The 13,156-nt window shown below is 36.2% G+C and carries 12 protein-coding genes and 1 pseudogene; 8 read left to right on the top strand and 5 right to left on the bottom strand.

Annotation, left to right across the window (positions count from 1 at the left end; all coding sequences use genetic code 11):
* The 7 genes from IQ226_RS22510 to IQ226_RS22540 all read left to right on the top strand — a co-directional run.
* A partial coding sequence (locus IQ226_RS22510) for an effector-associated domain EAD1-containing protein (protein ID WP_228039613.1) occupies positions 1-1,105 on the top strand: 1,105 nt, incomplete at its 5' end.
* A gap of 13 nt (positions 1,106-1,118) precedes the next feature.
* A complete protein-coding gene (locus tag IQ226_RS22515; RefSeq protein WP_193899116.1) occupies positions 1,119-1,538 on the top strand; it encodes a hypothetical protein in 420 nt (139 codons plus the stop codon).
* A gap of 20 nt (positions 1,539-1,558) precedes the next feature.
* Positions 1,559-2,884: an effector-associated domain EAD1-containing protein gene (locus IQ226_RS22520; RefSeq protein WP_193899118.1), complete on the top strand. Its 1,326-nt coding sequence runs from the start codon at positions 1,559-1,561 to the stop codon at positions 2,882-2,884.
* Positions 2,869-3,822, top strand: a complete 954-nt coding sequence (locus IQ226_RS22525) for a MoxR family ATPase (protein ID WP_193899120.1) — start codon at positions 2,869-2,871, stop codon at positions 3,820-3,822. Before IQ226_RS22520 ends, IQ226_RS22525 begins: the two co-directional genes overlap by 16 nt.
* Entirely contained in the window at positions 3,815-5,851 is a 2,037-nt protein-coding gene (locus tag IQ226_RS22530) for a hypothetical protein (RefSeq protein WP_193899121.1), read from the top strand. Before IQ226_RS22525 ends, IQ226_RS22530 begins: the two co-directional genes overlap by 8 nt.
* Before the next feature lies 1 nt (position 5,852).
* Complete coding sequence (locus tag IQ226_RS22535) at positions 5,853-7,505, top strand: formylglycine-generating enzyme family protein (protein ID WP_193899123.1); 1,653 nt, start codon at positions 5,853-5,855, stop codon at positions 7,503-7,505.
* A 52-nt stretch (positions 7,506-7,557) separates the two neighbouring features.
* A complete protein-coding gene (locus tag IQ226_RS22540; protein ID WP_193899125.1) occupies positions 7,558-8,268 on the top strand; it encodes a hypothetical protein in 711 nt (236 codons plus the stop codon).
* Between the two features lie 402 nt (positions 8,269-8,670).
* Here the strand turns inward: IQ226_RS22540 and IQ226_RS22545 are convergent, their stop codons facing one another.
* The 5 genes from IQ226_RS22545 to cofG all read right to left on the bottom strand — a co-directional run bounded on the left by IQ226_RS22545 (position 8,671) and on the right by cofG (position 12,465).
* Positions 8,671-9,162, bottom strand: a complete 492-nt coding sequence (locus IQ226_RS22545) for a YajQ family cyclic di-GMP-binding protein (RefSeq protein WP_193899127.1) — start codon at positions 9,160-9,162, stop codon at positions 8,671-8,673.
* A gap of 69 nt (positions 9,163-9,231) precedes the next feature.
* Positions 9,232-9,648 carry an MAPEG family protein gene (locus IQ226_RS22550; protein ID WP_193899129.1) on the bottom strand — a complete coding sequence of 139 codons (417 nt, stop codon included), beginning with the start codon at positions 9,646-9,648 and terminating at the stop codon, positions 9,232-9,234.
* Positions 9,649-9,786: 138 nt separating this feature from the next.
* Positions 9,787-10,290 (bottom strand): hypothetical protein, encoded by a 504-nt coding sequence (locus IQ226_RS22555; protein ID WP_053540673.1) that lies wholly within the window; start codon positions 10,288-10,290, stop codon positions 9,787-9,789.
* Between the two features lie 269 nt (positions 10,291-10,559).
* Positions 10,560-11,408: an HpsJ family protein gene (locus IQ226_RS22560; RefSeq protein ID WP_193899131.1), complete on the bottom strand. Its 849-nt coding sequence runs from the start codon at positions 11,406-11,408 to the stop codon at positions 10,560-10,562.
* Positions 11,409-11,496: 88 nt separating this feature from the next.
* Complete coding sequence (gene cofG, locus IQ226_RS22565; RefSeq protein WP_193899133.1) at positions 11,497-12,465, bottom strand: 7,8-didemethyl-8-hydroxy-5-deazariboflavin synthase subunit CofG; 969 nt, start codon at positions 12,463-12,465, stop codon at positions 11,497-11,499.
* 264 nt (positions 12,466-12,729) lie between these two features.
* On the opposite strand from cofG, the pseudogene IQ226_RS22570 reads away from it, so the two are divergent.
* Positions 12,730-13,156, top strand: a pseudogene (locus tag IQ226_RS22570) (photosystem II q(b) protein); the annotation flags it as partial.

A 13,156-nucleotide genomic window follows, 5' to 3' on the forward strand; every position in this document is an offset into this window, starting at 1 on the left:
CCCCTGCTCCCTGCCCCCTGCTCCCTTACAAAAGCTGATTCTGAAATCAACCGCAGGGAGATTAAAAATGAACCTATCTGGTGCTGAGTTAAAAAAGCTAGTAAATGCTATTCTTAGTGCTTATCGCACTAAAGAAGATTTGGCGATGATGATTGAGTTTGAATTAGAAGAAAATCTGGATGCGATCGCAGGTGGAGGTAATCTTACACAACTGATATTTAATTTAGTAACCAAATGGGCAATTCCCAGAGGAAAAATATACCTTCTCATCATAGCTGCCTATGAAACCAATCCTGATAATCCAGAATTAACAAAATTTTACGAATCGGTTGTTTTAAAGCGGTTTAGTATTGATTCTTCTGTAAAAACAAGAGATTTTGGTCCTGATATTAACTGGCAAGGGGAAACGGATGAAGTTCAACTTCAAAGTTGGTTAAAACCTGAACCTGATTATTGGGATGTAGGATTTTTAAAACGGGCAATTGAACAATCTGCCTCTGTTTGTCGTATTGAGATACCTTCTCGTAATATTAGTGGGACGGGAGTTTTAATTACACCAAATAAACTATTAACTAATTATCATGTTTTACAACCTAGCGATGAAGATAATATAGACAGTCATGCTTTAAATGCCGTCTTGACGTTTGGTTGTTTGACATTAGATAATGGTCTTGAATCTCAAGGAAAATCTTTTCAATTAGATAGACTAAAACCTATTTTAGGTTTTAGTAAAACGGATAATTTAGATTATATTTTATTACAAATAGAATCTAAAATTACTCAAGCGACAGACATTTATCCTGCTCGTTGGGATAGCAATAAAGTACCTTTTGAAAAAATGGGAATTAATGTTTTACAACATCCCGAAGGCGATTCAATGAAATTATCAGTTAGTCAAGATGGCATTACAGGAGTTTATCAAAATAGTGGTTTAGTTCAATATGTCAATAAAACTGCTTTAGGTTCGAGTGGTTCACCTTGTTTTGATGAAAATTGGTGCTTAGTAGCTTTACATCATGCTCAAAGAGCTAAAAGTTTTGGCTCTATTAGAGAAGGGATTTTATTCGCTTCCATTTATCAAGAAATTAAAGATTTTTTAAATTAATTAGGGAGTTAATATGGGACGCAGAATTATTACCAGTCAACTAGAAGCTAAGGGCGAAAGTGCAAAATTAGATGGCTATTTTGATAAATTGCTTAAGTATATTCCCACAGAAATTGTTGGTGCTTGGATTGCTATTACTGGACTGATTAAAAGTGCTAGTAATATTCCCACAAATACTATCTTATGGATTTTATTAGTTATTTTTACTGGATTAACTGCTCTTTATATTCTTCGGCAAACATATGAACTGAAAAAGCCACCAGCGGTTAAACAAACTATCATTTCTACTATAGCCTTTATTATTTGGGTATTTGCTTTAGGAAAACCTTTTGATTCATTAAGTTTTTATAGTCCTGTTTATAGTTCGATTGTATTGATTATTTATAATTTGATTATTCCTTTAATTAATCCTGTTGAAAATGACAAAAATTAGTTTTATTAGGAAATTGAATTATGAAATTATCAGGAGAGGATTGTAAGCAACTACTAACAGTAATTCTTGACAGTTATCCAGACATAGCTGATCTGGAAATGTTAGTTACACTTGAATTAGAAGAAAATTTAGATAGCATTGCTGGTGGAAGTAATAATAAGCAAAAAGTTTTCAAACTAATTCAATGGGTTGAATCTAACGACAAGTTAAACCTGTTTATAAAAGCTTTATCAAAAGATCGTCCTCATCAGCAAGTTTTTCAAGAGATTTTGAAATTATCTGCTGATAATTATCAATCTATTTCTTCAGTTTCTAATAAATTATTTGGAATTTTAAACCACAAAGATTTGGAAGATTCTTATGCAAAGTTGCGTAAAAAGTTGCGGATGCTAAAGAATAAGTATTCTATTGAAAATGAGATAGAAGAAAAATATAAAATTAAGCAACTTATTGATGAATATGAACAAAAACTTGAAGAAATAGAGGAAGAACTCGACTGTATAGAGAAAAAAGTAAAAATTAATAGTTATCAGAAAGTAGATACCCGTAGTGATATAGAAAAAATTCAAAACCATGATGATCTATATAAAGCTTTGCTCAAATTGGGATATTGGGAACAACAACGATTTTTTGAGAAAATTATCATAACGAAAAAACAATCTCATGGCTCTTTTGTGATTCATGGTAAGTCTAAGCAATATGGTCAAAGATGGTTGCTTAATAGATTAGCACTCGTAATTTCTAAAAGTCTGGACGGAAAAAATATAGTGATTGACTTAAATAGAACAACATCACGAACTGATATATTAGGTATTTGGGAAGAATTGGCAGGTTGGGTTGATTTAGAAGAAAGTTCTCCAAATGCAATTATTTCTGAAATTTTTAAATTATGGCAAACACAAAATGTTATAATTTGTTTTAACAATGTAGATGGATCTATTGAAGATAACTTACGAGATTTAATCAATGGTTTATGGCTGCATATATATGAGAAAATTTCAGATATTCAAAGTAACATAAGTCCATTTAAGTTGTTGGTATTCTTTTTAGATTACCAAGGTATTATAATTAATTGGGATCTCAGTTTTGTAGATGATTATGACGATAATTTAAGAACTAAATTTCCATTTACTTTACCAGAAGTAATTCCATTCTCCAGTGAAATAATCAGAACTTGGCTTGAACAGCAAAGTGAAAATTTACCGGAGACTATTTCTTTGGATAAAGAAGAAACGATTAAAGTTATTTTGGAAAAGCAAGGAATTCCGGATCTAACTATTCGCAAAATTTGTACCCTCTGCGGTTGTAATTGGTTTCAACAGGAGAAAAAATGGCTACACTTATAAACGAAAATTATCCTAAATACACTGGTATAATTCAGCCTCAAAAGCCAGGGGAATTATATCATGGAAAACCAATTTATCCCTATCTTCCCAGCAGGGAATTAATAGACGCAGTAAATTTGGCAATTTACTTAAATCGTCCACTACTACTGAGAGGAGAACCTGGATGTGGTAAGACAAAATTAGCTATTGCAGTAGCCTATGAGTTAAAACTAGATTTTGAGACTTGGTATGTTAAATCAACTAGCCGAGCAAAAGATGGATTATATACCTATGATACGGTGGGCAGGTTGCGGGATGCCCAATTGGCTGCGTCAGGTTCATTAACACCAGCAGAAAAAAAACGATTTGATGATCCAATATCCTATATACGTCTGGGACCACTAGGACGAGCATTTAAGAATGAAAAACGTACTGTTGTCTTGATTGATGAAATTGATAAAGCTGACATTGATTTTCCTAATGACTTACTTTTAGAACTTGATGAAAAAATTATTCAAATTGAAGAAGTTAGAGTCAATAATAAAGAAATGGAAATCAGTGCCAAAGCTGCGCCGATTGTCTTTATCACGAGTAATGATGAGAAGGATTTACCAGATGCTTTCTTACGCCGATGTTTATTCCATTATCTTAAATTTCCTAAATATGAGCAAATTGTACAACTTGTCAAAGCCAGATTTCCAGAAATTGCCGATGAACTGACTAAAAAATCTGTTTCCCGATTTTTAGAATTGCGGGAATTGATGCAAGAAGAAACAGGAAAATATGCCAAGAATGTCAGTACATCTGAGTTATTAGATTGGATTCAGGCACTCAGACAAAACTCTTTAGAAGAAGGATTAAAAAAATTAGAAGAAAAACAACTACCTTATTTAGAAGTGTTGCTTAAAAGCTGGGAAGCACATATTAGTTATTTAAGGTTAAGTAATGATAATGAATGAACCAGCACTTTTAGAGTTATTTTATCGTCTCCAATCAGCAGGACTGCCGTTAGGATTAGAGCAGTATTATCTGTTACTTCAAGCACTGGATGCTGGTTTCGGTCAGAATGATCGCAATTCTTTAGCTCAACTTTGTTGCACTCTTTGGGTTAAATCCGAGGAGGAACAACTGATATTCCAAGAATATTTTGACTTATTAATTCCTGAAAGAACTCCCCTACCTATTTTATCAAGAACCAGAAAAGCAAGTCAGTCTCTAAAAAGTATTGCGGATAGTTTAAAAGCTGATTATATAAATACTAAAAAGCCTAAATCTGTGCGATGGATTAGATATGTCGCTTTTGGAATTATTTCATCTTTAATAACGGCTATTATATTTATTCTTTATTCATTACTGTCAAGACAACCACCAACAAATTCTGCTGGTATCTTAAGTTTTAAGACTATGCCCTTCTCTGACTCTCTTGGTACTATACTAGAGAATGAGAAAAATGCCAAAATTAGAATTGCTCGTACTGGTGGAAGTAAAGGCAAGGTCAGTGCTACAATTCAGATTAATGAAACAGATGATTATTTCGCTGGTATGTCTTTAAACACTCAAAATGAATGGAGATGGAGGTCTTTATTAGAAAAACTCAATATAAATGATAAATATATAGATTCTAAGATATTAGAAGATTATACACTTAGTAAATGGGAACGGTTGAATGACCAAGAAAAAGATGAAAAAAGAAACAAAAAAATTCAAGAATTATTGTTGGAACCAAAAATTCAAAAAGAATTAATCAAAGAATCGGCACTTTATGATTTAGATGACCCAAAATATATTGATGATACTCACATTACCATAAGCTTTTATAATAACCTATTTGAGTTAAAATACATTGCTAGTAATCCTATAACAGTAACTTTTTACGATGGTGAAATGGGAGAGAAGGAAATCAGTATTCCCATTTTTGATGATGATGTTTTTGAGGGTAATGAAAAAGTTATATTTAAATTAATAGATCCTCACGGGGGAGTGAAAATAACTACTCAAAGCACTGCTACGTTGACTATTGCTGATGATTTTAAAGATATTGAAAAAGTTTACCCTTCTTGGTTTTCTATTTTAGGTGAGTGGTTTAGTTCTTGGGGAGAACTTTTTTTAATTACAATTTCAATTTTATTGATTATATTAATTGCTATAAGATTCAAAAGCATAAGCAAAAGAATTAATGCTGCTGATGATAAAGATACTGACGATCGCACTAATCTTCCTATAGCCAAGCTATCTCCTCAAGTTATTCAGACCCTACTTGAAGAAGTACAAGTTCCTACAGCAATAAAACAGCCGTATAATCAGCTTGGTGATAATTTCACCATTATTACCCAAGATATTCCTATTACTTATCGGCAAATTAAGCAGGGGTGGCGACATCTACGACATTTGATTCAAGAGGGTGTCCCAACAGAACTAGATATAGAAGAAACCATACATCAAATTGGACAACAGGGTTTTCTTCTCAATCCGGTACTAAAACCACGTCGTATCAACAAGATAGAACTTTTATTGCTCATCGATCAAGATGGCTCGATGGTTCCTTTTCATCACCTCTCTCAAGCACTTGTAGATACAGCTTCAAAAGGTGGACGTTTTAATCAGGTTAGAGTTTATTATTTTCATAACTGCCCCAATGACTATCTTTACACAGATCCATACCACCTAAAAGCAGTACCTATTGAAGATTGTCTCTCGCAATTACCAAAAACGAGAGTTGTTTGCTTAATCTTTAGTGATGCAGGTGCTGCTCATGAACAGTTTAATTCTAAGCGTCGTCGTCACACTAAATTTTTCCTGAAGGAGTTAAAACAATATGTACAACACATTGCTTGGCTTAATCCTTTTCCCCGTAAACGTTGGGAATCAACCACTGCTGCTGAAATTGCCGAGCTAGTACCTATGTTTGAAATTAATCGTCAGGAATTTTATCAAACTATAGAGACGCTGCGCGGACGTAAGCAACAATCAGGAAAATCAATTCGTTAGCATGACTAAAGCTAGTTTATCAGCAACTGAAATTAGTTCATCAGACATTACCCAAAGAATCGAAATTTTTAGGGAACAATTTGGTGAAGCACATTTGTATTTGGCATATCATGCTGCATTTCCCATTGCTCTTACACCTCATCTACTTTATCGTTTGTGGGCTAACTTTCAACAAGATATACGGGGCGAAAAATTAAATATTCCCTGGATAGCGGTGGCAGACTTACTATTATCCCCTTTGTGTCATGAAGTAGGACGTGAGCTATATGAAATGGAACTGGAGACACGGAATGCTTTGCTAAAACAACTAAACAACAATCCTCTATTTAACAAAAATAATCATAAACGTATTGATAAACTAGCTCATTTTCTACTGGCTTACATACAACAACAACTGAATAGTCGGAAAAATTCGGTTCGGAGCATAGCTCAAGCTCAACGTTGGACTGCATTAGCATATATTTATCCTGAAGCAGCCGCTCGTGACTTAGCCTTACAAATCAATAAATTAAAGCTAGATGAAAAAACAGAATGGGTGCGGATGTCTAAACTGGCTGAAACATTAGCAGAGCCTCTTAGGGATGCACAATTCGAGCCTTTAATAATCTATCTTCAAGGAATGCGTGATTTAGCTCGTGGTAATAAACAAGAAGCAGAATCTAAGTTTAATCAAATTTCAACCCACAATAATCGCCTTGTTGTGGCAGGAGTTACTTTATCAATTCCCGAATTTGAGAAGTCAGTTTGGAATCTTAATACTATTGAAATTCCTCCTCCTTCTTTGCATGAGTTCCAGTTTCAAAGGGCTGAACTGACTAAACAACCTAGATTTATGAATTTGGGTTCAAAATGGGTCGTTAATCGTTATGAAGGTCAGGCAGAAGTTTTCTCCGAGTCATTAGGACAGGAAATGGGGCTAGAAATGGTGCAGATACCAGGAGGGGAATTTCAAATGGGTTCATCTGAGAAAAAAGGAAATTCTCAAGAACAACCTCAACATTTAGTTAATATTGCTCCATTCTTTTTGAGTAGGTTTCCTGTCACTCAAGCACAGTGGGAAGCTATTGCTAGGAACGATAAAGTTAGGATTGACCTATATCCTACTCCATCTCGCTTCCAAGGTACAAACCTTCCGGTAGAACGGGTTACTTGGTTTGAAGCAATTGAGTTTTGTGAGCGATTGCAACTACTAACTGGAAGACCCTATCGTTTACCTAGTGAATCTGAATGGGAATATGCTTGTCGTGCTGGAACAGATACTCCTTTTTATTTTGGTAAAACCATTTCACCAAAAGTAGCGACTTATAACCGAACTCCACAAGATCGTCCTAGACAAAAAAGGAAATCAAACAGACAAACAACTGAAGTTGGTTCTTATCAAGCTGCTAATGGGTTTGGACTAGATGATTTGCATGGTAATGTTTGGGAGTGGTGTGCTGACCACTGGTATATTGATTATCTTAATGCTCTTACAGATGGAACTGAACGGATAAGCAATCATAGAGGATCACATCGGGTAATACGGGGCGGATCTTGCTTTGATACTCCTGAAGTGTGTCGTTCCAGCTATCGTAATGGTGTTCCACCTGAAAACAGGATTCTCACTATTGGTTTTCGAGTCGCTTTGTCTATAAACGCAGATATTTATACTTAAATTTCGTATTTTTTATTGTAATATATAAATAACTGTTGATGCGATAATCGATATGAGTATTTTATCTGAACTTCAAAGTAGAAAACTAGGATTAGTAGAAATTATAGTTTTCGGATATGAAATATATTTTAAAAATATAAAATTCTTCTTGATACAATTTTGTGTCTTAATTCTTCCTTGGGCAACAATGCTCCAGATTCTTCAACAGTATCGTGATTTTGTATTATTTACACAGCTATGTGTGTGGTTTTATCTGCTCATAGTTATAGCAATATATGCTATGTCACTAGTAATTGCAACAGAAAATTTAGTCTTAAACAAAGAAACTCGATTTAAATCGTTGATGAGTCAAATATTTCCAAATATAGGAACTGCTATTAATTTGAATTTTAAATTTACTATTGGTTTGATTTTACGTTTATTTCTATTGATTGTACCAGGTATTATTTATGGTATTAATAATGGATATGTTCTTTATACTTTTGCTCTTCGGGGTCAAAAAGGAAAAGCGGCTTTTAATTATAGTCGCACTATAGTAAAGGGAAATTGGTGGAGAGTCTTCTTCTTCTCACTTTTGACTACTTTTAGTGTTTTCGGTTTACAACTTATATTACAAAAAATATTAAAAATAATCCCTTTTTTAAATTCTCTAAGTGTGTCATTATTGTCAACTTTAATTCCCCAATTTATTCTGCTTGGAATGGGTATTGCAGGTGTACTACTATTTCTAAATTTAGATTATCAGAAAAGTTTGGAACCTTGATTTTTTAATAATCAATAAGTGCCAAATTAAAGACAATTTAACAGCAGCATTTTTTGAATTTGGATTTTTTCCCTTTTTTGGGTGCGGTATTACGAATTAGTATTATGGTTCTACCGCTTCCCTTGTGATTAAATATTCCCTTTGGATCTCCAAAACCATTGCTGTATATCGGTTTTACATCACCTGAGTTAGACGTAAAAAAATGCCCGAAAACATTATAAATAAGGCTTTTTACTGAAAGATGGATTTGAACTTTGTTCAATGGCTTTGATTCTCAATAAAATCTGTAAAAAAGTGCCTAGCTCATTTGGTCTCAAAGCTTATCAGGCAAGCTTTTTAAGCCAATTTCTTATATAGAACTCAGGTGATCCCTGCTCCCTACTCCCTGCCTCCTATCTCTTTCTAACGATAATTGGTAAATTGCAAGGCAACGGGGTAGTCTTCTTGTTTGAGACGTTGCATAACTAGTTGTAAATCATCTTTAGATTTAGCTGTCACCCGCACAACATCACCTTGAATTGAGGCTTGAACTTTTTTAAATTCATCCCGAATCAATTTAGAAATTTGTTTACCAATGTCTTGACTAATGCCTTTTTTCAGGGTGATTTCTTGACGGACACGGTTGCCACTAGCAGATTCAACTTTGCCAAAGTCAAAGATTTTTTGAGAAAGGTTACGCTTGGCAGCTTTTTCCCGCAGGATAGTATGGACTGATTCTAAAGTAAATTCGCTATCAGTACCAATAGTAATTTTTTCATCGCCTAATTCAACCGTTGTTTGAGTGTCTTTAAGATCGTAACGGCTTTTAACGTCTCTTGTAACTTGATCAATAGTATTAACTAATTCTTGTCTGTCAAAGTCACTGACGATATCAAAGGAAAAAGTAGAAGCCATAAATAAAATTGGTAATTGGTGATTGGTAAGATAAATATTATCCTCAGACCTTGAAGCAACTCAAGCTAATTATTTAATTTGCATGAGACTGAGGTAAAACAGAGTTCCAGAACTGACAGTAGCAACAATAAACATGAGCGATCGCAACAGGGGTATATTCGTAATATAGAAAATAGAGTATAGCAATCGAGCAATATTAAAAGCGATCGCTGCGGTTACTGCTTCAATTGAATTCACCCCAGTAACATACGCCATTAACGCTGCTGCGGCAAAAACCATAAACCCTTCAAAGGAGTTTTCATGGGCCCATGTTGCCCGTTGAGCATAGGGTGGCAACTTATCAAACATGGCGCGAGGAGCAGAAAGATCATATCCTATCTGCACTCTAGCAAAAGCTACCAATAAATAGGGTAGATAAACGAGAATAGCCGCGACGACAATAGAGTATAAAAAAATAGCAGGTACTGGTAACAGAGATAGGGACATTCAATTAATTTAATTAGGGTACTTGGCGTGGTCTTGATCATTTTTATCAATGGATAAGGGGTAATTTAGTTAAATTATTACCCTTTACCCAACAATTTCCCATCTCCATCATTCGCTTTGCAAAAACAGCAGTTCACTCTAGTCAAAGTAGAAGAGTGTTACCACTTTTCGCTGGTCTTCTGCATCACTACAGGTTTGTAGCAGAGTGCGACTATCATGAAATGCAAAGCAGATTAGTTGTTGACAACGAGAGATGATTTCTTTGTTACATAAGTAACTCGCTTCAGCTAGAGACAAGTTATCATTACTGGGGTTTTCTACCAGGTGCATCACCTGTTCTAATTGCTGGCGCGATTCCTGGGGTTGACGTTCCAAGCTCTGGGGTAAAATTACCGTGAGTAAGTTGGGATCAGCCTTGGTTGCGCCCCGGATGGCCGCAGAGTTTGTGCCTGTAGCACCAGAAGTAATGATGCGGTTGCCCGATAAAATCAGAGCATAAGTCATCATTTCAATCAGATTTTGGTGGGTAATTGGCACATGACGAGAGCCTAGCAAGGCAATCCGCTTGGAACCTGTTTGCTGGATAGTTGCTAGTTCTTGGGCTAATGTATCGAGGTTGATAGTATCTATTGACTGACTCAAAGATGAAGATCATGAGATTAAACAACCTAGATATTCTACCAAACAGCGTGTAAATGGCAAACCAACTAGAGTTACATTTTGCTACAGGTGACAGGTGCTACGCCACGGGGGCAGGTTACAGGTGACAGGTTACAGGTTACAGGCTCACGAGAAGAAAATAGACTCATTTGCCCCTCTAGTAGGTTGTCAAATTCATTTTGACGGGTAATGATCGGAAAAAACTTCTATTCTTCCCTACCTCCCCTACCTCCCCTACCTGCCTTTATCCGTCAATTAGTTCTTGACAGACTACTAGAACCACTTTTGGAAACACCCATACCTCTTAATCCTCTCCACCCGATGACAATGTAACCAATTGACAATAATAAACTATTAATACCAGTTCGCAATTCCTTCCAGGCATCTTCCTGGGTTTTTTGCAACTGTTGTTGTGCTTGGGTCTGAATTTGGCTAATTCTCTGCTTTGCGAGTTGTTCAGGGTCTGTTTGCTGGGCGATGAAATTATCAAGAGAGTTAAGATTTGTTTTATACTGCTTCAGTAAATCCTTCTGTGCCTCTGGTAATTGGTTATTACTAAGTGCCTGATTATACTTTTGTTCATCCTTGACCAGTTCATTTAGCTGGGTTCTGAGTTGCTCTTTTAATGCAGCGCGTTGTTTCTCGACAGATGCTTTTACCTGATCATTACCAAGTTGATTTTGGAGTTGTGCTAATTGACTTTTAACTTGGTTTTCTGACTGTTCCGCTTCTTTCTCAATCCGTGTTAACCCCTCTACCTTTAGTTGATTGACGTTACTCAGGTGTAGGGGAAAAATCAGTAAAAATATTAGTCCTAACAAACTAGATAGGATAAAAATTGGCAATTTTAGACCAGAGGAAGAGGAACGACTACTTTCACTAGCTCTATCAACCCAGTATGCAGTTATAATCGCTCCTAGACCAAGTAATGGTACAATACCCTGATCTACAAGACTTCTGCACAGGTTAATTTGCCAGAGTTTATCTGTAATTTGTAAAGGGAATAATAAAAATAGAAAGTCTAGAGAAAAAAACAATATGCAGATGATACCTATTAACTGGAGCAGGAAGGATGTCCTAGAGGATATACTAGTAGCCATATTCGTTTACAGTGTAAATACATTAGATTAATTAGCATATTTAATGTTACTTTTATCGTGCTGTGTCGCTATTTTTTCATGAACAGGGCTAGAGCTTAAATCTTTCTCGCCATTCTTGTACCTGCTGTCGTAACCCTGCACCCAACCAGTCGTCAAACTGGGGATACAGTGGTAAACGTGGTACTAACTCCCAGCCTCTAGACTCTAAAATATTTCTGAGTTCCTGTTCCTGTAAATGGGGATAATCAGGATTAACTTCATCTTTGGGACTTATTCCTCCTAAATCCCTTGCTCCAGCGGCTATACAAGCAAGTAACCAATTTTCATCTTCAACTAAATTGGGGGGAATCTGAATTGTCATGTCTGCTGGTAAAATTTCCCGTGCTTTAGCGATAACTGTCGGTAATTGATGGGGGTCAAATGGTGGTGCGTCAAAGGTTTGCACAGTTCCAGGGCTGTGGGGTTGCAGAATTACCTCTTGAATATGATGGTAATGTGCATGAGATTCGGAAATAGCGGTTAAAGTTTCCCACCAATCTGCTTCTGTTTCTCCTATTCCTAAAAGTAATCCTGTGGTGAAGGGGATTTTTAGCTCTCCTGCCCATTGTAATTGTTGCGATCGCACTTGGGGCAATTTACTCGGTGCATGAGGATGGACTGTATTTAATAGTTGTGGTGTTAACTGCTCCAACATTAACCCCATTGACACATTCACGGTTTTAAGTTTCTGCATTTCTGTCCAACTCAGTGGACCGACGTTGGTATGGGGTAAAAATCCCATTGCTAATGCTAACGCACACAAATCATAAATTCGCTCAAACCAAGCTTCTCTTCTGGCTGAATGGGGATGGACTTCACCACTCAAAATCAGGATTTCACAGACATTTTGATTTTTAAGTTGTAAAAAAATCTTTTTAGCAGCCTCAAGGGTCAACCAAGGACTTTTACCCGGTTCTGTGCGGAAATTGCAATAGGAACAGCGGTTAAAGCATTCATAAGTCGGGACAATAGTATAAGCAGGACTGTAGGTAACAATATTTTGACCAGATAGCGACATATACAGTAGGGGCGCAGGGTCTGCACCCAAAATTTCAGGAATAAGGTAGTAGCTTACAAGAAAATTAGAAGTTGTTACAAAAAAGATTAATGGTTAAAAGCCTTGCCATATCTAGATTATAGCCATAAAGATGACCCAGTTTTCTAAATTTATTAAAAAATATTACGAAAACCCCTTTACAAATCGAAACATAAGGCTTAATATAAATTCATGAGGTAGAAACACCTACCAAAACATACATAACTCAAACGCAATTATAAACACATGACAACTACCTTACAACAGCGCGAAAGTGCTAACGTATGGAGCCGCTTCTGCGAGTGGATTACCAGCACAGACAACCGTTTGTATATCGGTTGGTTCGGTGTATTAATGATCCCCACCCTCCTATCGGCGATCGCTTGCTTCGTAATCGCATTCATCGCTGCTCCTCCCGTTGACATTGACGGTATCCGCGAACCAGTTGCAGGTTCTTTGCTCTACGGAAACAACATCATTTCTGGTGCAGTAGTTCCTTCCTCCAACGCTATCGGTTTACACTTCTACCCCATTTGGGAAGCTGCCTCCTTAGATGAGTGGTTGTACAACGGTGGTCCTTACCAGTTGGTAGTATTCCACTTCTTGATCGGCGTATTCTGCTACCTCGGTCGTGAATGGGAACTTTCTTACCGCTTAGGTATGCGCCCTTGGA

Origin of the sequence: Dolichospermum sp. LEGE 00240, from assembly GCF_015207875.1 — a bacterium.
GTDB classification, from domain to species: Bacteria; Cyanobacteriota; Cyanobacteriia; order Cyanobacteriales; family Nostocaceae; genus Dolichospermum; species Dolichospermum gracile.

Excerpts from the sequence above, each read along its gene's own strand:
- IQ226_RS22515 (WP_193899116.1), top strand. The coding sequence starts at position 1,119 with ATGGGACGCAGAATTATTACCAGTCAACTAGAAGCTAAGGGCGAAAGT.
- IQ226_RS22520 (WP_193899118.1), top strand. The coding sequence starts at position 1,559 with ATGAAATTATCAGGAGAGGATTGTAAGCAACTACTAACAGTAATTCTT.
- IQ226_RS22525 (WP_193899120.1), top strand. The coding sequence starts at position 2,869 with ATGGCTACACTTATAAACGAAAATTATCCTAAATACACTGGTATAATT.
- IQ226_RS22530 (WP_193899121.1), top strand. The coding sequence starts at position 3,815 with ATGAATGAACCAGCACTTTTAGAGTTATTTTATCGTCTCCAATCAGCA.
- IQ226_RS22535 (WP_193899123.1), top strand. The coding sequence starts at position 5,853 with ATGACTAAAGCTAGTTTATCAGCAACTGAAATTAGTTCATCAGACATT.
- IQ226_RS22540 (WP_193899125.1), top strand. The coding sequence starts at position 7,558 with ATGAGTATTTTATCTGAACTTCAAAGTAGAAAACTAGGATTAGTAGAA.
- IQ226_RS22545 (WP_193899127.1), bottom strand. The coding sequence starts at position 9,162 with ATGGCTTCTACTTTTTCCTTTGATATCGTCAGTGACTTTGACAGACAA.
- IQ226_RS22550 (WP_193899129.1), bottom strand. The coding sequence starts at position 9,648 with ATGTCCCTATCTCTGTTACCAGTACCTGCTATTTTTTTATACTCTATT.
- IQ226_RS22560 (WP_193899131.1), bottom strand. The coding sequence starts at position 11,408 with ATGGCTACTAGTATATCCTCTAGGACATCCTTCCTGCTCCAGTTAATA.
- cofG (WP_193899133.1), bottom strand. The coding sequence starts at position 12,465 with ATGTCGCTATCTGGTCAAAATATTGTTACCTACAGTCCTGCTTATACT.